The sequence below is a fragment of the Sorangium sp. So ce406 genome (assembly GCF_051474675.1).
In the GTDB taxonomy this organism is placed as follows: domain Bacteria; phylum Myxococcota_A; class Polyangia; order Polyangiales; family Polyangiaceae; genus Sorangium; species Sorangium cellulosum_G.
In genome coordinates, this window is record NZ_CP150340.1 from 1838097 (window position 1) to 1857490 (window position 19394).

The 19394-nt window shown below is 70.7% G+C and carries 15 protein-coding genes; 7 read left to right on the plus strand and 8 right to left on the minus strand.

What is annotated here, in order from left to right; translation table 11 throughout:
• The first annotated feature begins 457 nt into the window (after positions 1–457).
• Positions 458–937 carry a DUF2383 domain-containing protein gene (locus WME96_RS06775; RefSeq protein ID WP_433934268.1) on the plus strand — a complete coding sequence of 160 codons (480 nt, stop codon included), beginning with the start codon at positions 458–460 and terminating at the stop codon, positions 935–937.
• A gap of 67 nt (positions 938–1004) precedes the next feature.
• Here the strand turns inward: WME96_RS06775 and WME96_RS06780 are convergent, their stop codons facing one another.
• From WME96_RS06780 to WME96_RS06800, 5 genes are all read right to left on the minus strand, one after another.
• Positions 1005–2171, minus strand: a complete 1167-nt coding sequence (locus tag WME96_RS06780; protein ID WP_437289348.1) for an acyl-CoA dehydrogenase — start codon at positions 2169–2171, stop codon at positions 1005–1007.
• A gap of 110 nt (positions 2172–2281) precedes the next feature.
• On the minus strand, positions 2282–3367 hold the full coding sequence (locus WME96_RS06785; RefSeq protein WP_437289349.1) for a class I SAM-dependent methyltransferase: 1086 nt from the start codon (positions 3365–3367) through the stop codon (positions 2282–2284).
• A gap of 31 nt (positions 3368–3398) precedes the next feature.
• Positions 3399–3602, minus strand: coding sequence for a hypothetical protein (locus tag WME96_RS06790; protein WP_437289350.1), 204 nt, complete (start codon positions 3600–3602; stop codon positions 3399–3401).
• A 27-nt stretch (positions 3603–3629) separates the two neighbouring features.
• Positions 3630–4808: an iron-containing alcohol dehydrogenase gene (locus tag WME96_RS06795; protein ID WP_437289351.1), complete on the minus strand. Its 1179-nt coding sequence runs from the start codon at positions 4806–4808 to the stop codon at positions 3630–3632.
• A 1-nt stretch (position 4809) separates the two neighbouring features.
• Complete coding sequence (locus WME96_RS06800; RefSeq protein WP_437289352.1) at positions 4810–5127, minus strand: putative quinol monooxygenase; 318 nt, start codon at positions 5125–5127, stop codon at positions 4810–4812.
• 324 nt (positions 5128–5451) lie between these two features.
• On the opposite strand from WME96_RS06800, the gene WME96_RS06805 reads away from it, so the two are divergent.
• The 6 genes from WME96_RS06805 (at position 5452) to WME96_RS06830 (ending at position 13568) form a co-directional block, all read left to right on the plus strand.
• Complete coding sequence (locus WME96_RS06805) at positions 5452–6654, plus strand: hypothetical protein (RefSeq protein WP_437289353.1); 1203 nt, start codon at positions 5452–5454, stop codon at positions 6652–6654.
• Complete coding sequence (locus WME96_RS06810; RefSeq protein WP_437289354.1) at positions 6651–7304, plus strand: hypothetical protein; 654 nt, start codon at positions 6651–6653, stop codon at positions 7302–7304. Before WME96_RS06805 ends, WME96_RS06810 begins: the two co-directional genes overlap by 4 nt.
• A gap of 149 nt (positions 7305–7453) precedes the next feature.
• Positions 7454–9418 (plus strand): ATP-binding protein, encoded by a 1965-nt coding sequence (locus tag WME96_RS06815; RefSeq protein WP_437289355.1) that lies wholly within the window; start codon positions 7454–7456, stop codon positions 9416–9418.
• Positions 9419–9649: 231 nt separating this feature from the next.
• Positions 9650–10033 carry a response regulator gene (locus tag WME96_RS06820; RefSeq protein ID WP_437289356.1) on the plus strand — a complete coding sequence of 128 codons (384 nt, stop codon included), beginning with the start codon at positions 9650–9652 and terminating at the stop codon, positions 10031–10033.
• 564 nt (positions 10034–10597) lie between these two features.
• Complete coding sequence (locus tag WME96_RS06825; RefSeq protein ID WP_437289357.1) at positions 10598–11887, plus strand: ABC transporter substrate-binding protein; 1290 nt, start codon at positions 10598–10600, stop codon at positions 11885–11887.
• Positions 11888–12254: 367 nt separating this feature from the next.
• A complete protein-coding gene (locus WME96_RS06830; protein ID WP_437289358.1) occupies positions 12255–13568 on the plus strand; it encodes an ABC transporter substrate-binding protein in 1314 nt (437 codons plus the stop codon).
• 148 nt (positions 13569–13716) lie between these two features.
• On the opposite strand, the gene WME96_RS06835 is transcribed toward WME96_RS06830, so the two are convergent.
• From WME96_RS06835 to WME96_RS06845, 3 genes are read right to left on the minus strand one after another with little or no spacing between them, the layout of a single operon-like run.
• Positions 13717–15906 carry a TonB-dependent receptor plug domain-containing protein gene (locus WME96_RS06835; RefSeq protein WP_437289359.1) on the minus strand — a complete coding sequence of 730 codons (2190 nt, stop codon included), beginning with the start codon at positions 15904–15906 and terminating at the stop codon, positions 13717–13719.
• 55 nt (positions 15907–15961) lie between these two features.
• Positions 15962–18796, minus strand: a complete 2835-nt coding sequence (locus tag WME96_RS06840) for a response regulator (protein ID WP_437289360.1) — start codon at positions 18794–18796, stop codon at positions 15962–15964.
• Positions 18797–18798: 2 nt separating this feature from the next.
• Positions 18799–19242 (minus strand): response regulator, encoded by a 444-nt coding sequence (locus tag WME96_RS06845; RefSeq protein ID WP_437289361.1) that lies wholly within the window; start codon positions 19240–19242, stop codon positions 18799–18801.
• Positions 19243–19394 lie beyond the last annotated feature (152 nt).

Sequence of the window (19394 nt, forward strand, 5' to 3'; positions counted from 1 at the left end):
AAGACAATAATTTCATGTCTTTTTGCGCCTTGGCGCCTTGGCGCCTTGGCGTTGAAATCTCCATCCGGATCCCCGGCCGGACTCCTGGAGGGCGGAACTAGCGCCCCGGTCACGTCCGGGACAGCCACCCGGAACGCGAGATCAAGAACCCATCCATCGGTGATGCGCCTCGCTACCCCGGGCGTTCCTTCGCACCTCTGGGGATGAGCCCGCTCGGAGTTGCGGAGGTTCCGGATAGGTGGAACGCCGCTTGAATGATATCCAGAGAAATCAGCCGAGGCTGACTCGGCGTGAGGCGATTTTGTACCCCTGAGGCAAGATGGTCGTGCGATCTCCGCTGTGAGGCGATGGTTGGCAGTTTCGCTCACAGTACTGCGTGGACGGTCCGCGCGGAGGCCGCTGCTCGGGAGGTAAGGAGGAAGGAAACGGCGGTCACAGACACCTCAGGAGGGTCCCCATGGAGCCGATCGCATTCGCAGACGAGAGCGTGGGTCTGGACGGTTTGATTGACGACGATTCGATCGAGCAGCTCAAATCGTTCTGCCGCGGCGAGATGTCCGCGGTCGAGACGTACCGTCATGCCATCGCCGTCGCGGGCGGCGGGTGGGTGGCCGAGCACCTCCGGCTCAACCTGGCGTCGCACGAGGCGCGGGTGAAGCTGCTGCGCCGCCGGATCGAGGAGCTCGGGGGCGATCCGCCGGAGAGCTCCGGCCCGTGGGGCGCGTTCGCCAAGGCCGTCGAGCGGACCGCTGTGGCGCTCGGCTACAAGACGGCGCTCTCGGTGCTGGCGGAGGGAGAGGACCATGGCCTCAAGGACTACCGGAACGACCTCGAGGAGCTCGACACCGAGTCGCACGTCCTCGTGCGGGACGTGATCCTGCCGCAGCAGGTGTCGACGCTCCGGTGGATGACGAACATCAAGCGGCAGATACCGTGACGCGGGCGGGCCGCTCCCGCGCCAGCTCCGCGGCATACGCGACGGCCGCGCGCATGCAGCCCGCCGCTCACCCCTTCACGTCGTACTCCGCCTGGAGGAGCTTCGCGATCGTCGACAGCTGCATGTTCGACGTGCCCTCGTAGATCTTCCCGATCTTCGCGTCGCGATAGAACTTCTCGACCGGATAGTCCCTGGTGAAGCCGACGCCGCCCATGAACTCGATGCACAGCGACGCCGTCCGCTCGGCCACCTCGGACGCGAACAGCTTCGCCATCGCGGCCTCCTTCACGAACGGCTGGCCCGCGTCCTTGAGCCGCGCGGCGTTGTAGACCAGGAGCCGCGCGGCCTCGATCTCCATCGCCACGCGCGCATACTGGAACTGCACGCCCTGGAAGCTCGCGATCGACTGGCCGAACTGCTTGCGCTCGCCCATGTAGCGCATCGCGTGCTCGAACGCGCCGGCCGCCAGGCCGAGCATCTGCGCGCCGATGCCGATCCGCCCCTCGTTCAGCGTCTCGATCGCGATCTTGTAGCCCTTGCCGACCTCGCCGAGCACGTTGCCCTCCGGCACCTCGCAGTCCTCCAGGACGAGCTCGCACGTGCTGGAGGCGCGGATCCCGAGCTTGTTCTCCTTCTTGCCCACCGAGAACCCGGGGAAAGAACGCTCGACGACGAACGCCGTGATGCCCTTGTAGCCCTTCGACGGATCGACGCTCGCGAACACCAGGAACAGCGAGCTCTCGTTCGCGTTCGTGATCCAGAGCTTGCGGCCGTTCAGGACCCAGCGGTCGCCCTTGCGCTCGGCCCGGGCCGCGAGCGCGAACGCGTCCGAGCCGGAGCCCGCCTCGCTCAGCGCATACGAGCCGACCCACTCCCGGCTCAGCCGCGGGAGGTACCTCTCCTTCTGCGCCTCGCTGCCCCAGCGGAGGAGCGCATTGGCCACCAGGGTGTTCTGCACGTCGATGAGCACGCTGAGGCTCGGATCGACCACGGCGAGCGCCTCGACCGCGAGGATCGCGTTGAAGAAGCTCGCGCCGGAGCCCCCGTAAGCCTCCGGGATCTCGATGCCCATCAGGCCGAGATCGAAGAGCGGGGGCAGCAGATCGTGGTCGATCGCGCCCTGCTCGTCCATCGCCGCCGCGCGCGGCGCGACGCGCTTCCGGGCGAAATCAAGCACCGAGTCGCGGAAGAGGCGCTCCTCGTCGGAGAGCTGGGTGAGCGGAGGCTGGGACACGATGGTTTCTCCTTGTGGGCCCATGGCGCGGCGCGCCGTCGGGGAACCCCACTATGCACCGCGAGGACCGCAGGCGGAAGGCGTTCAAACACGCCCGCGCGCGGGCCGCCTCATCCGTCGACGTCGCGCCTGCGGCAGCGGAGCAGCGTGTGGGCGAGGCCGAGGTCGTCGATCTCCGCGTCGATGACGAGCCCCGCCTCGTCGATGCAGCGCTTGATGTCGGCGGCGCTGTACATGCGGCTGTTCCCGTTCGCGAGGCACGTGAAATACAGGGAAGAACCGTGCAGGCAGTGGACCGCCACCTCGTTGCTCTGCCGATCCCAGAACGTGTCCAGGATCCAGAGCACCGTCTCGCCCCCCATGGCGGCGCGGGCCCGCCGGAGGATCTGGACGATGTCCGCCTCGGAGAAGCACACGAGGAACTGGCTCATCCAGATGGCGTCGAAGCCCGTCGGGAACGCCTGGCCGTGATCCAGGAAGTCGATCGGCGTGCCCATGATCCGGCCGAGCATCCCGTGCTGCTCCACGTTGACCCGGGCGTCCTCGAGCTGGCCGGGCAGGTCGAGGATGGTGACCCGCACGTCCGGGTCGTGCGTACAGCACTGGATCGCCCAGCGCCCCGTGTTGCCGCCGATGTCGAGCAGCGTCCTCGGCCGCCGCTCGAACACGACCGGCAGCGCCTCGGGGAACGCCGAGTCGGAGTAGAGGTGATCGAAGGCAAACCAGCTCTCCCTCACCTGCGGCGGGAGCTCGGGCAGCGCCTCGTAGACCGTCGGCCACTCGCCAAAGACCTTCAGGCCCGCCGGCTTGCCGTCGTCGATCGCCTCGTCGAGGTGGCGCATGCCCTCGTAACAAACGTCATGGATGAAATCCATGTTGATACGGGTCATCCGGTCGTTCTCGACGATGAGCCCGACCCGCGTGATCGTGTAGCGCTCTCCACGCGCGCCGGCGCACTCCACCAGGCCGAAGCTCAGGCTCGCCTCCAGCAACGTCTTGGCCGCATACGCGGAGAGGCCCGTGTCCTGGGCCACCTCGGCCGGGGTCCTGCCGCTCCTGCCGGCGCGCTGGAGCGCCTTGAGGACGCCGCGGTTCCGCATGACCCGCGCCACCTGGAACATGACAGGCGCGAACGCGATGCGCTGGGCAGCGAGCATGGCGTCGAGGGTGGGATTCGGGGCGGGATCGTTCTTCATCGAGCTCCGGTCGTCGGGGGTGTGGTGGGGGCTAGCGAGCGCCCTCGCGCTGGAGGAGCAGGGCGAAGCCGCCCAGGCCTCCGAGCAGCGCGCACTCTGCCCGACCCTCCTCGGCCAGCGAAAGCCCCATCACGCCGCAGAGCAGGCCGAACGCGAGGGTCGCGGCGCCGAGCTTCCGCTCGTCGGTCGGCCGGGCAGGCGGAGAGGGCGGTCTCGTGCGGTAAGGGCTCGCCACCGCGGAATCATACCACCGGCGCCGCGATCACAAGGACGCCGCCGCGATCTCCGTGAGCTCGTCGTCGGTGAGCGGCAGCGGGTTCGCCTTCATGCTGCTCGCCGCCCGGGCCTTCGCGACCAGCGCCGGGAGGTCGGCCTCGCTCGCGCCGTAGCGGCGGAGCCCGGGGACCGCGAGGTCGCGGCAGAGCTCGCGCACCCAGGCGATGCCCTCCTCGGGGGCGGCCCCGGCGCGGCCGGTCACGAGCGCGGCGATCTCGTCGAAGCGCGGCAGCGCGGGGTGGTCGGGGCCGCGCGCGCGCAGCGCCCGGAGGTTGACCTCGAGGACGGCCGGGAGGAGCGCGGCGCACACGGCGCCGTGGGGCGCGTCGAACATGCCCCCGACCGGCGCGGCGAAGCCGTGGACCGCCCCGAGCCCGGCGTTCGCCAGGCAGAGGCCGCCGAGCAGGCTCGCCACGGCGAGGTCGTCGCGCGCGGCCGCGTCGGGGCCCTCGAGGACCGCGCGGCGGAGCGAGCGCGCCGAGCGGCGGATGCCCTCGCGCGCGAGGCCGTCGGTGAGCGGGTTGCCGCGGACCGAGAGGAGCGGCTCGATGAGCTGCGAGAGCGCGTCGAGCCCGCTCGAGGCGAGCACCTCGGGCGGCGCGCCCGCGAGCAGGTCGGGGTCGACCACCGCGAGGCGCGGCAGCATGTGCGGGCTGCGCAGGCTCGCCTTCACGCGGGCCTCCTTCGAGGCGAGCACCGCGTTGCGCGTCACCTCCGAGCCGGTGCCGGCGGTCGTGGGGATCGCCACGAACGGCACCGACGGATGGGAAAGCGCTTTCCCGTGGCCGATCACCTCGAGGTAGTCGAGCGGGTCGCCGCCGTTCGCGAGGAGCGCGGCGATGGCCTTGCCGGCGTCGATGGCGCTGCCGCCGCCGAAGGCCACCACGACGTCGCACCGCTCGGCGGCGGCCCGGGCCGTGCCCTCGCGGGCGAGCTCGACCGTGGGCTCGCCGGCGACGGCGAAGGTCACCGCGCCGACGTTCGCCGCCGCGAGCGCGGCGAGGAGCGGCGCGGCGCGGCCCTGGCGCTGCCCGGTGACGACGAGCGCGCGCGTCCCGCCGAGGCCCTTCACGGCCGCGGGCACCTCGGCGAGCTTGCCGGCGCCGAAGACGATGCGCGTCGCGGTGGCGAACTCGAAGGCGAGCGCTTGAACGGGGGGCGCCACGTCAATACCCCGCGTCGTCCGGGGAGACATTGACGTATTTCCGGCTGGTCCGCGGCTCGGCCATCATGTCTGCGACGGTGTCCCGCCACCGCTTGTAATGCTCCGTTTCCTTGTGCGCGGCCGGCGCCTCCTTGTTCCTGTAGACCTCGACGAGCACGAAGCGCGTGGGGTCGTCGAGGTCCTGGTCGACGTCGAACCGGGCGATCCCGGGCTCCTTGACGCTCTCGCGCGCGTTCTCGATCGTCGCCTGGCGGAAGGCGTCGACGAGCTCGGGTTTGACATGCACGTGGACGTGCACGATGAACAGGCTGTTGGGCATGGGCGCAATCTAGCTCGGCCGCGCGGCGGCAGGAACCCGGGTCGTGGCCGGCGCCGGTCCGCGCGAGGGCCGGTCACGCGCTCCGCGCCACGCCCGCGCGCATGGCCCACGCGCGCTCGCGATGGACGCGGCCCGGCCGCGCGGGCTCGCGTCGATCGCGAGCGCGCCGCGCCGCGCCGCGGAGGCGCTCTCCGGCAGGGCGCCTCCGCCCCTGCGACGACTCCCGACTTGGCCCGACCGGCGCTGACGTTACGATCCCCGTGAACCGGCGGGGGGGCTCGGCGGGGGCCGAGTTCATGAGCGCCGGGAGCGAGGAAGGTCGATATGGCGGATCCGACCACGGAGAGCCCGCAGCCCGAAGCTGCGCCCGATGCGGCGCAGTCCATCGCGCTGCATTCCATCGAGTTCAGGTCCGATCACGGTCTCCTGAAGGACTGCAAAGGGGAGAGCGGCTGGAGGAACGAGGGCGACCCGTGTCCGCAGCCCGAGTGGACGTCGAACGCCGCAGCGCCGCTGTCGATCTCGATGGGCAGGAGCGTCGTCATCCGCGTCGGCCTGGAGTCGAGGAACGGCGCGTCCAGCGCGGGGCCGACCTCGATCCGCGCCGTCGGGCCGGCGGGGCTCACGTTCGAGAGCCGCAGCCTCGCGCCGGGCGGGGGGCCGCTCGACCTCGTGTCGTCGCGGAAGCTCGCGAGGCGGCTCCAGAAGTTCACCCTCAACCTGTCCTGGTCGGCGGGCGGGGGAGCCCCGGTGTCGCCCTCCCGGACATCGAACCTGGTCTATGTCACGATGGGGAGGCCCCAGACCGACAAACAGAACATCTGGCAGGAAGATGGGGTGACCCTGAGGCGGATGGACAGGGCGGTCTCGTGGATCGAGCCGCTCAACACCCTGGATCCCCACGAGATCGTGGACGGGCTGCTCGCCAAATTCCCGATCTACACGCTCCAGCCGAGCCCCAGGGTGCCCCGGCAATACCACCACCCGACGTACCTGAACAGCGAGGGAGGGGCCTGGCCGATGAGCGATTATGTGCAAGAGAGCGGCGAGTGCCAGGCCATCGTCCGGCTCATCCGCGGCATGCTGCGGCAGCTCGGGATCCCGGGGCGGACGCGCATCGTCGTGGTGTGGGGCGATCCGAACGTGGACGGCGGGCGCAGGACGCTCTCCGCCGACCTGGAGGAGCACCCGTGGGCGGGGCTCGACGTGACGAGGACCGTGGGCGACCGCGTGTGGCGCGCGGCGCTCGTCGACGGTCCGGTCGAGGAGGGGAGGACCTATCCGGCCTCGCACACGCGCCTCTCCGACGGGACGCTCAGCCCGGGGCTCAACCGGTACGAGGCGGCCCTCGAGTTCTCGCACGGCGGCCGGACGCGGTACTACGCGGGCGGCGCCGGGGTGTTCGACAGCGTGGAGCCGATCCTCGGCGTGTTCTGGGGGCTCATCTGGTTCAGCTCGGCGCCGAACGACGGGTACCGCGTCGAGAAGATCGTGGCAACGTACGGGCGTTCGGGAGGTGGGCGATGAACGGGAATGGCGCTCTCGGGCAGGACATCGACGCGCGGATCGCGGCGTGGCTCGCGGCCGTGGCGCGCGTGACCCCGGACGGGTTCACGCCCGTCGCGCGGTTCGACGACGTGCCGGACCAGGCGCGCGCCGACTCGTACTACTGGTGCGACTCGATCTTCAGGAGCGAGGTCAACCCGCACAACGAGGCCCTGGGGGCGCGCCACGCGATCCACGCGGCCACGGACGACACGCCCGACCTGCTCCGCCACGAGCTCACCGCGGGGGGGCTGGAGCTCACCGTGACCGAGGGGCGCAACTTCGTCCTCGTCCAGGTGGAGCGCTCCAGCCTCGATATCCTCTCGCTGTGCGGGCGTGACCGCGCCGCCGCCGCGCGCCGCGTGGCCGAGGCGATCTTCCACACGGGCATCGAGTCGAACACGGTCGGCGTCCGGTCGCCCTCCGACGCGGCGCTCTGTCCGGTCCCCGACGAGGCGCCGGACCTCGAGGAGGGCACGACGGTCGCGAGCAACCCGGCGGTGGACCCGGACCTCCTCGCCTGCTGGAAAGACCGCACCGAGTGCGGTGTTCGAGGCGGAAGGCTCTACTTCCTCTGTTACAAGAAATCGTCGCAGCGCGCGGGGTTCGCGAACGCCTGCCAGTGGTTCTGAGGCGGGGGCGGTCACAGGGGCGACGGCCGGGACGGTGACCGGAGGACCGGGGTCGGGTGAGCCGGGAGGGGAAGGAGAGGGGGCGGAGGAGGGGAAGACAGGGCTGCGCCGGTATTGCGTCTGCGCGCCGCGCGCGGGATGTTGCGCGGGTGGCGGGATCACATCGGCCCAGGATCTTGGTCTTCCCCGGCGGCTCGGCGGACGCTGCGCTGGCGCCCGCCGCGGCGCGCGGCCACGCCGCGGTCCCGGCGCGGGACGTCGAGGCCGGGCTGGATCTGCTGGCGACCCAGCCGTTCGACGTGGCCGTCGTCGGGGCCGACGGGGCGCTCGGCGAGGCGCTGGCGCTGTGCCGGCGGCTGCGCGCGGCCCCCGGGGGCGATCGCGTGGCCGTGGTCGCCATCGCCGGGGACGCGGCCGAGACAACGGCCCTGCTCGAGGCGGGCGCCACGGTCGTGGCGGCGGCGGACGAGCGGTCGATCGCGATCCAGCTCGACGCGGCGTCGTGGTGGGTGCAGCGGCCGGCCGCGCGCGCGGCCGACAGGGCGCCCGCGGAGCGCGCGCTGCTCGAGCGCGCCGGGCGCTCGTTCCGCGACGGATCCGCGGAGGTGATCGGCCTCTTCGTCTGGGACGTCACCGGGCGCATCCTCGACGCGAACGACGCGTTCCTCCGCATGGTCGGCTGTGCGCGCGAGGACGTCGAGGCGGGCCGGCTGAACTGGGTGGCGCTGACGCCGCCCGAGCTCCGCGCCGCGGACGAGCGCGCGCTCTCGGAGGTCCGGAAGCACGGCATCTGCCCGCCGTTCGAGAAGGAGTTCCTCCACCGCGACGGCCGGCGCCTGCCCGTCCTCATCGCCCCCGCCCTGGTCGAGGGGGCCCGGGATCGCGGCGTCTGCTTCGTCCTCGACATGACGGCGCGCCGGGCCGCCGAGGGCGCGCTCCGCGCGAGCGAGGAGCGCCTGCGGCTCGTGGTGCGCGCGACGAGCGACGCCTTCTGGGACTGGGATCTCTCGTCGGGGCGCGTCACCGGGAGCGAGCGCATGCGGAGCTTCTACGGGACGGGCGGCGCCGACATCGAGGAGGACGCGGCGTGGTGGTTCGAGCGCGTCCACCCCGAGGACCGCGACCGCGTGATGAACGCGCTGCGGCGCGCGATCGAGGGCAAGGAGAGCACGTTCGAGCTCTGGTACCGGTGCCTGCTCGCGGACGGCAGCTACGCCGACGTCCAGGACCGGGGCATCGTCCTGCGCGACGGGGCCGGCAAGGCGTACCGGATGCTCGGGGCGGTGTCCGACGTCACCGAGCGCCGGCAGATGGAGACGCGGCTCTTGCTCGCCGATCGCATGGCGTCGCTCGGCACGCTCGCCGCCGGGGTGGCGCACGAGATCAACAACCCGCTCGCGTACATGGTCACGAACGTCGATTTCGCGCGCAAGGAGCTCCGCGCCAGGGGCGCCGCCGCGCGCGTCGACGCGCTCGTCGCGGCGCTCGACGAGGCCGCGGAGGGCGGGGCGCGGGTCCGGCACATCGTGAGCGGCCTGAAGACGTTCTCGCGCGCGGACGACGGCGCGCTCGGCCCGGTGGAGGTCGACCGCGTGATCCAGCTCGTCCTGCGCATGGCGCAGCAGCAGATCCGCAGCAAGGCGCGGCTCGTCCTGGAGCTCGGCCCGGTGCCGCCCGTCCACGCGAACGAGGCGCAGCTCGGCCAGGTGATCCTGAACCTGCTCGTGAACGCCGCGCAGGCGCTGCCGGACGGGAAAGAGGCCGAGAACGAGATCCGGATCGCCACCGCCGCCGCGCCGCCCGGCCGCGTGCGCATCGAGGTGCGCGACACCGGGCCGGGGATCGCGCCGGAGCTCAGGAGCCGCATCTTCGACCCGTTCTTCACGACGAAGCCGATCGGGGAGGGGACGGGGCTCGGGCTTGCGATCTGCCACGGCATCGTGGCGAGCTTCGGGGGCGAGATCGGGGTCGAGAGCGAGGTGGGCCGCGGCGCGTGCTTCCGCGTGCTCCTGCCCGTCTGGCGCGCGGACGCCGGCGCGCCGGACGAGCGGGACGAGCGCGGAGGCGCGCCGGGCGATCCGCTCGACGAGTACCCCGAGGAGGCCGCGCAGTAGGCGTGGCGCCCGCCCCAGGCGGACAGGCGTGGGGCCGGCCGTCACGCCGGCGCCGGCGCCCGGGCGGGCCGGTGGGCCGGCCGCTTGCGCGCGCGGCTGCGCGCGCCCAAGGTGCCGCACGGGCCCGTGACGCTCGATCGGTCACGGCCGAGAGCGGGGGCTGTTCAGCGGAACCGCGGATCAGCGGGAGGGAGCGCGCCGCGCGGCGCGGTCCGGTCGTGAGGTTGGAGCATGGGCGAGAAAACGGGTCGCATCCTGGTCGTCGAGGACGATCTGGACATCAGGAGCATCCTGTCGCAGCTCCTGGTGTTCGAGGGCTACGACGTCGAGGAGGCGGCGGACGGCGCCGAGGCGCTCGCGCTGCTGCGGCGCGACCAGCCGCCCGCGCTGATCCTGCTCGACCTGATGATGCCGGTCATGGATGGCTGGCAGCTCCGCGCCGAGCTCCAGCGCGACCCGGCGCTCGCGTCCATCCCGGTGGTGATCGTGTCCGCCGACGTGCGGGCCGAGCAGGAGGCGTCGCGGCTCCGCGTCGCGGGCCTGCTGAAGAAGCCGCTGCAGATCGAGCCGCTGCTCGAGCTGGTCCACCGGATCTGCGGGGCGCCGGGGCGCTGAGCGCGCGGCGGCGCCGCTGGGTGTGGGTGGCCTTGATGCGCCCCTCGCGCATGTGATCGACGGTCTTCGGATCGAAATCTGCATCGACCGGGTAGCGTGCTTGTTGAGCTCTGCGATCAGGCCGTCGATCGTCGCCTCGAGCTCCACGGGAGTGAACTCGTTGGGGGCGTCGGAGCTCGCTTGATGGGATGAACAACGAGGTTTGGAGCGACAGGAGCGCACCGGTGCGGTCCTGGGAGCGCGGGTCGTCGGGGGAGCACATCTTCATACTCACCCTGCTCACCTCTCGGCCTGGAGGGCGCGATGTGCGGCGCAGTAGCGGCGGCTCCAAGACCGTCGCTGGTATTGTTGTCTGTATTGCATGGCGCGGTGGACGTTCGCCTCTGTCCTTCGAACCGTTTCTCGATGTTCGCTGCCGTGCCCTCTTGACGATCAGTCCTCGATGGGATGTCATCCGCGCGGGGGTCAAACATGTCTTGCAGGGGGCCTGCGGACTCGCATCGTCACCATCGAAGCGGCCTGTGTCTCGCGCCTCCCGTACGGCGCTCGCGCCGTACGGAGGGCGTGTTGCTCGCGGGGCTCGCGTCCCTGCTCTCGACGTCCTGCGCGCAGACAGCGCCCGATCATCCGGACGGCGCCGTCCTCCTCGGGGCCCTCCTGCCCTTCTCCGGCGGCGAGTCGGCCGTCGGCCGCAACCTCGAGCAAGCGCTGTTGCTCGCGGTCGACGACCTGAACGCCGCGGGCGGGCTCGACGGGAGGCCGTTCGACCTCCGGAGCCGCGACAGCCACTCGAGCGCGCAGCGCGGGCTCGATCAGCTGATCGAGCTGCTCTACACGGATCGGGTCGCCTACCTGATCGGGCCCGAGGAGAACGATATCGCCCGTGCGATCGCGCCGGACGTGAAGCGGCTCGACGCATTTCACATGCTGCCGGGGTACGCCGCGCCCTCGGTCGCGCGCAGCGAGGCGAAGGGGGGCTGGATGCGGCTCGCCCCCTCCTCGTTCGAGGTCGGCTGCGCGCTGGCAAAGATCGCCGTTCACGACGAGATCGACACAGCGAACAGCCTCGCCGCGCGGGACGACTACAACGCCAGCGTCAGCAGCAGCTTCACGACCCACTTTGCGGCGATCGGGGGCAGAGTCCTGCCCTCCGTGACGTTCACGTCGGGCGAGCAGACGTACACGAGGAACATCACGACGGCCTTCGACTCACACGCCGGCCGCACGCTCCTGGCCGCCAACCCGGCCGCGGCCTCGACGATCGTGACCGAATGGGCGGTCTCCGGGAGCCCGGGCACCTGGTTGCTCGGCCCCGCGCTGCGCGCCGAGGTGCTCCTCGCCAACATCCCGACAGGCTCCCTCGACGGATACGTCGGGGTCTCGCCCTCGCTCAGCCTGCGGAGCGAGTGCCAGGTCGTGGACGAAGCCGCGGAGTCGCTCGACTGCACGACCGGGAACGCCGCCGCGTTCATCGACCACTTCTCTCGCCGGTGGGGCGGCGAGGCGCCGCTGCCCGCGGCGCACTTTTACTACGACGGTGTCGTCCTGATCGCGATGGGCCTCGCGTACGCCCAGGCGACGAGCGGGACGGTCCCTTCGTCCGGACATGAGCTGCGGAACATCATCCGCGAGCTCAACAGCCCGGAGAACGAGGCGGCCTCGTGGCAAGATCTGAGCTCGGCGATGGCGAGGCTCCGCGCGGGGATCCCGCTCCGGTACGTCGGGGCAGCCGCCGAGTACGAGTTCGATGGGTACGGGGCGAGCGTGCACCATTTCATGCAGAAATGGACGATTGACGGTGACAGGTTCGTCGACCTCGCTCCCGTCGCGGTGACGTGCGAGCCCTGGAAATGAGCCCGCTGAAAGCCTGGCTTTCGCGCGGAACCGGACGGTCCTCGACGCGATCGGCGTGAACGAATCGCGGTGCCCTGGATCGAGGGAGACCTCGCGCGGCGCGCGGCGTCAGGGCGCGATCGACGCCGATAACCCAGCGGCCCGCCGCGCTTTCGCCGATGTGGCGCCTGGCGCGCAGCGCCTTGGCTGGAACTGGAGCTCAGGTCATCGACGCAGCCATCGGCGCGACCGGCGTGCATCCCCCCTTGACGATCGGTCCTCGATGCGATGTCATCGGTGTGAAGGCGAACCATCGTCTTCGGGGGGCCCTGCCGCCTTGCATTGCTTCCATCGAGCCGGCATGTGGCTCACCCACCTCGGACGACACATGCGCTGCACGGAGACCAGGCTGCTCTTGGGGCTCGCGTCCCTGCTCTCGGTGTCATGCTCGCCGGCAGCGCCTGCGCACCCCGAGGATGCCGTCGTCATCGGGGCCCTCCTGCCCTTCACCGGCAGCGAGTCGGCCATCGGCCGCAACCTCGAGCAGGCGATGTTGCTCGCGATCGAGGATCTGAACGCCGCGGGAGGGCTCGACGGCAAGCCGTTCGACCTCCGGAGTCGAGACAGCCACTCCAGCACGGAGCGTGGGCTCAATCAGGTGCTCGAGCTGCTCTACGCGGACGAAGACGCAGTCGACTACCTGGTGGGGCCCGAGGAGGACGAGCTCGCCCGTGAGATCGCGCCGGACGTGAAGGCGCTCGACGTGTTCCACATGCTGCCGGGGTACGCCGCGCCCTCGGTCGCGCGCAGCGAGACGAGGGGGGGCTGGATGCGGCTCGCCCCGGCCCCGTTCGACGTGGGTTGCGCGCTGGCGATGACCGCCGTCAGCGAGGGCATCACCACCGTGAACAGCCTCGCCGCGCGGGACGACTACAACACCCGCGTCAGCAGCGAGTTCACGACCCAGTTCGTGGCGCTCCGGGGCAGGGTCCTCCCTTCGGTGACGTTCACGTCGGGCGAGCACACGTACACGAAGAAGATCGAGTCGGCCTTCGCGTCGAACGCCGGGCGCACGCTCCTGGCGGCGTATCCCGCCACCGCCTCGACCATCGTGACCGAGTGGACCGTCTCCGGGCGCCCGGGCACCTGGTTCCTCGGTCCCGCCCTGCGCACCGACGTGCTGCTCGCCAACATCCCGACAGGCTCCCTCGACGGGTACCTCGGGGTCTCGCCCTCGCTCAGCCTGCGCAGCGAGTGCCCTCTGGTGGACGAATCCGTGGAGATGGCCGGCTGCACGACCGAGAACGCCGCCGCCTTCATCGACCACTTCTCGCGCCGGTGGGACGGCGAGGCGCCGCTGCCCGCGGCGCACTTCTATTACGACGGCGCCGTCCTCATCGCGATGGGCCTCGTGTACGCCCAGGCGACGGGCAAGGAGATGCCGCTGTCCGGGTACGAGCTGCAGAAGATCATCCGCGACCTCAACAGCCCGGAGAACGAGGCTGCTTCGTGGCGGGATCTGAGCTCGGCGATGGCCAGGCTCCGCGCGGGGACCCGGCTCCGGTACGTCGGGGCGGCCGCCGAGTACGAGTTCGACGACTACGGGGCGAGCATACATCACTTCATGCAGCGGTGGACGATCCAGGGGCACGCCTTCGTCGATCTCGCCCCCATCGCCCTGACGTGCCCCGGCCAGAAATAGCCTCGCCGTGAGGCCCGAGGCTCACGCAGGGGCCGCGCGGGATCGAGCCAGTCGAGGATCGAGGAGGGGTATCCCATGAGGATGCCTGGGCGATGTCGCGTGGCGGCCTTCGGGCTCGCAGCGACCTCCTCGCCTCGCGCGGCGCCGCTCAGTAGCGGTGTCGTAGCTCGAGGAACACCTCGCGCGGCGCCAGCGGGTACTCGAAGCCCGAGAACCCAGGGTCCGGCCCGCTGGCGCCGAGGATGTTCTTGGCGCGCAACGCCACGGTCGTCTCGTGACCCGGGATGACCCACAGGTTGCGCGCGACCAGGCTGGCGTTCCACCACAGGTACGTGGGCAGGTCGAAGCTGCCGCCGTTCTCCAGGATGCTCGCGTCGGCGGCGCGCCGGGGCCCGACGAGGATCCCTTGCGTCGAGAGCTCGAGCGGAACGGCGCTCGGCGACGGCAGCTTCACGTACGCCCCGCCCCGGGCGATCCAGCGCGGGTAGGCGACCATCTCCGGACCGACCAGCTCGGCCTGGTAGCCCACCTGGCCGGAGTCCCGGGTGGAGTGCACTGTCTCGAACGACCCGTAGCCGCCATAGGCGTCGCCGTGCCGCAGCTCGGCGCGCGTCGCCCAGATCAGCGACTTCTGATTGGCGACGTTCACGGCCGTCTGGTTGATGCCCCGCGGGACGAACTCCGCCTTGTCGTTCAGGAGGCTGTAGGACACCCCCGTGCTCGCCGAGACCCAGGCGCGCGGCCGCCACGTCACCTCGGCGTCCACGGTGTGGATGGACTGAGGCTTCAGGTCCGCGTTCCCGATCACGTCGCCCGGCACGAGCGGCTCGGCGTACTGCAGGTACGGCGACGGCGCCTTGAAGGCGCTGCCGTACAGCAGCTTGGCCACGACGGTCTTCCCCAGGTGCGATGTCGCCCCGAAGCGGCCGGTGAGCTGATTCTCGTACCTGCTGTGGTGATCGTAGCGGAAACCGCCCGTCAGCTTCAGCCACGGATCGAGCACCTTGAGGTTGGCGCTGAGCAGCGCCCCGAGGTCGACAAGCTCGGTCGAGCGCCGCTCCCGCTCCGGCGAGCCGAACGCCTGCCCCGTGATCTTGCTGACCCGACGGAAGGAGGGCAGATCCTCGTTGTCGTAGACCGACTCGAGGTTCAGGATGACGTTGAAGCGGCTCCAGGGGACCCACCGGAGCTCGACATTCGCGTCGACGCCGCGGTAGGCCATGCGCCGCTCGATGTAATACCAGCCGCCGGCGACGTCCACGCGGTCCCCCGGGAGGACGCCGCCTTGAAAGTACATCCCCTGCACCGCGAGCGCGAACTCCCGGTTCAGCTGGAGGAGCCCGTCGACCGCGACGCGATGTTGCTGCAGGTTGACCACGGTGCCGGCTGGGCTCCCGAACGTGTCCGTTCCGCCGGTGAGCTGCGCCCATTGCGCGAAGTCGCCGCCGCGCCTGAAGGCCGACCAGTAGGCGCTGACCACGAGGTGGTGACCGTGCTCCGGATCGCGAAACGCGAGGCGCGAGCCGAGGACCGCCGCCGACCGCCTGAGGTTCTCGGCCTCCAGGCGCCCCGCGTTGTACGCCGGGATCTGCGGGGCCGGCGACTGGCCAGGCATCTCCAGGCCACCTCGATCGTCGAGCTCCCCCGCGGCCGTCAACATCATGTCGAAGCGGTCGGTGGACATCCCCCCCAGCACGTCGAGGCCGCCGCCCAGGTGCGTCCCCGTCACGCCGAAGCGCGCCGTGCCGTCGACGAAGGGAATGTCCTCCGCCGCGAGGGTGATGATGTTGACGACCCCGAGGAACGCGTCGGCGCCATAGAGCGCCGACGCCGGCCCGCGGACGACCTCGATCTGCTTGATGGCGGACAGCGGGATCAGCTCCGCTCCCAGCCAGTTGCCGCTGGTCGTCCGGAAGGCCACCGATCGCCCGTCGATCATGACCTTGATCCCGCCGCTCTCGGCCCCCAGCCCGCCGGTCATGCCCTGCACGCCGGCGTTCGGCAGGATGTGATCGTCGATAAGGTAGAACCCGACGACGTGCTTGAGCACCTCGCCGACGCTCGTGTATCCCCAGCGGCGGATCTCCTCCGCCGTGATCGCCGTCACGACCGCTGGCGCGTCGTCCAGCGACTCCATCGTCTTGGAGGCCGTGGACACCTCGACGTCGAGCAGCCGCAAGAGGTCGACGCCCTCGAGCGCGTCGTTGCGCTGCTCCTTCCCCGCGGCGTTCGGGTCTCCCGGGGCCGCGGCGGCCGTCGGCTGAGCCCATGCGACGCCCGGCGCCGCGGCGATCACCAGGGCAACCATCCACTTGGCTTCGAGCGAGGCAAAGGTCATGCGGGTAGGGTTCGTTCTGAGCCTTGGACCATGGCAGAATGGGCGCACTTGCTCGTCACGTCGCCTCGGCGGTCGCGGCGAGCTCTTCCTTCAAAGCGACGCTGACGGCATCGAACTCCTCCCGTATCCGCGCCAGATCGCCCGTCGCCGGCAGCTCTCCCCGGCCGGCGGCGAACTGCATCTTCTCCGCCAGCTCGGCGACGCGCGACGCGCCGATCGAGAGCATGCTGCCCTTCAGCTTGTGAGCGCTCGCCTTCACCTCTGCGGCGACCGACGCCCGCAGGGAGGCCTCCAGCCCGTCGAGCTGCTGCGGGACGTTCTTGAGGACGAGCTCGATCAGCTTCCGCGAGCGCGGCACCTCGGGGTCGAGCACGAGCAGGGGCGCCGGCTCGCTGGCGCCGTTCGTGAGCGCAGGCGCCGGCTCCGGCTCGTCCCGGTGCAGCACCACGTGCCGCCACAGGGTCTTCTGCAGCGATTGAGGCCGCACGGGCTTCGCCAGGTAGTCGTCCATGCCCGCGGCGAGCACCCGATCCCGCTCGCCGACAAGGGCGTGCGCCGTGAGCGCGATGATCACCGTGTGGCGGTTCTTCCCGCGCTCCCACTCACGGATCTTCTGCGTGGCGGTGTACCCGTCCATGACCGGCATCTGGCAGTCCATGAGGACGGCGACGTACTGCTTCCGCTGGACGCACTCGAGAGCCTCCAGGCCGTTGCACGCGGTCTCCACGCGCAGGCCGAGCTGCTCCACCTGCTCCATCGCCACGTAGCGGTTGATCTCGTTGTCATCGACGACGAGCACGGGGAGCTTGCTCGCGATCTTGCCCGGCTCCACGCCGGGCTTGCTGACGGGCGCGATCTTGGTGCCGGTGAGCGCGCTCTGCAGCGTGTTGTAGAGCTCGGACACGCGGAGCGGCTTCGGGAGCTGCGTGACCACGGTGGACTCGAGCCCGCTCAGCGCCACGCTCGACCCCATGTGGTAGAGCGCCACGACGGGTAGCCTCTCCAGCCCCGGCACCGACCGGATGGTGCGGAGGAACGCCTCGAGGTCGAGATCGTCCATCTGCACGCCGACGACGGCGGCGCTGAACGGCCGCTTCTCGAGCAGCGCGAGCTCCAGCCGGCTGATCGCGTCCCTGCCGGAGGTCGTGGACTCGGCGTCGAAGCCCCAGGCCACCAGGTGCTCCACGACGACATCGCGCCAGCTCTTGCTGATCTCGACCACCAGCGCGCGGCGCCCGCTCGCCCACTCGGCGGAGCGGATCTGCTCGCCTCCGGACGTGACGCCGACCTTGATCGTGAACCAGAACCGGCTGCCCTGCCCCGGCGTGCTGTCGACGCCGATCTCGCCGCCCATGACCTCCACGAGGTGCTTGCTGATGGCGAGCCCAAGGCCCGTGCCGCCGTGGTTGCGGACCATCGAGCCGTCGACCTGCGTGAAGGCCGCGAACAGCTTCTTCTGGTCGTCGGCGGCGATGCCGGGGCCGGTGTCCACGACGGCGAGCTTGACGAGCGCCGAGCTCTTGTCCTGCTGGGGCGCCGCGACGTCGACCAGCACCTCGCCGCGGTCGGTGAACTTGATCGCGTTGCCGACCAGGTTCGTGAGCACCTGGCGGAACCGGTCGGGGTCGCCCACGACGCCGGTGGGGACGCGGCGCTCGACGCGGTACACGAGCTCGATCCCCTTCTCGTGCGCCTGGCTCGCCATCAGCTCCGCGACCTCCTGGACGACGAGGCGCAGATCATAGGAGACGTGCTGCGCCACGTACTTGCCGGCCTCGAGCTTCGAGAAGTCGAGGACGTCGTTGATGATCGCCATCAACGTGTTCGCGGAGGCGTCGACGGTCTCCACGTAGCGCCGCATCTTGCCGTCGAGCGGCTGGTTCTGCATGAGCCGGATGACGCCGAGGATCCCGTTCATGGGGGTCCGGATCTCGTGGCTCATGTTGGCGAGGAACTCGCTCTTCAGCCGGGACGCCTCGAGGGCCTGCTCCGTCTTCACGCGCAGCTCCTCGAACGCCTGCTCGTTCGCCTCGACCATGCTGTTGAACGCCTCGCCCAGGAGCTCGAGCTCGTCGCCGCTCTTGATCCGGACGCGCTCCCATTTCTTCGGCTCGATGCCGGTCGTCTGGGACGGCGGCGCGCTCGAGCGGAGCCCGTTGGCGATGGCCCCCGCCGCCGAGCGCAGCGCGAACAGCGGCTCCGTGATGTGGACCGCGACCCGCTTCACGAGGAAATAGCTGGCCGCGACGCTGCCGAGGATCAGCGCCCCGATCAGCCCGAGCGTGGTGACGAGCCGGCTCCTGGCGAGCTCCCGGGCCTGGACCATGCGCTCGACGACGCTCTTCGTGCTGATGCCGTAGATCACCGTCCCGGCGTGCGTCCCCTCCGTGACGACCGGGGCCGCGACCTCCAGGACGTCGCTGCCGCCCATCGGGTTCTGCCGCCGCTTCAGCACGAGCCGGGGGTGGTGCTCCGCGCTGATCCCGAGGGCCTGCAGATCCTTCGCCGTGAGGGCGGGCGCGTCCTTGGCGCCAGCCGCCTGACCGAGCCCGCTCGCCGCCCAGACCCGGTTCTCCGCGTCGAAGAACAGTCCATAGGCGATGTCGTTGTTCTCCGAGACGGTCTGGAAGATGAGCGCCTTGACGTCCCCGAACAGGTTGTCCGCCACCAGGCTGCGCAGCGCCAGCGCCTGGTTGAAGCCGAGGAGGCGGGCCTTCTCCTCGAGGCTACCGAGGAGCTCCTCCTCGCGCTTGGCCTGGACCTCGCGATCGGCGGAATAGATGAGCGCGCCGCTCGACAGGAGCGTCGCGCCGCCGAGGAGCAGCAGCGCGCCGAGGATCAGGCGCAGCAGCTTGATGCGGAGCGACCCGTGGGTATTCGGGGTAACCATGCTTATCGAGGGCGCCTCACCGAGGACGGGGGAGCGGGGAGGGAGGAGGCCGAGGACGGGGGCGCGGCGCCCTTCCCGGCGCGCGCGGCCGCCGCGCGCTCGACGGCCGGCGCCAGGGCGACGTGGAGCTTCGATTTCGAGACGATGCCGTCGGCGCCGACCTTCTCTCCGAGCGCGCTCAGCTGCTCGACGTCACAGCCGGAGACGAGGATGATCCCCAGGTTCGAGAGCTGCGCGTTCTCCCGGAGCAGCTTGGCCAGCTTGTCGCCGTTGATGGTCGGCATGTTGATGTCGAGCGCGACCACCGTGATCCCGTCGCGCTTGATGACCGACGTCGCGCCGATGGGCGTGGCCAGCTCGAAGACATAGTAACCAGCCTTGACAAGCACGGAGCACATCGCCTCACGGGCGATGTCGTCGTCATCGATCACGAGCACCCGGATCATGAGCGCTCCCTCCACGACCGCGCGCCGCGCGGGCGACGCCCTCGGGGTGGCGGGAGCGTCGAGCCATCGCCCGGGCGCGCCATGGTCCGAGCCGGCCCGTAGCTTCGAGACCATGTGTCCGGTTGAGAGAGTACCTGCATGGCTCCTCCATT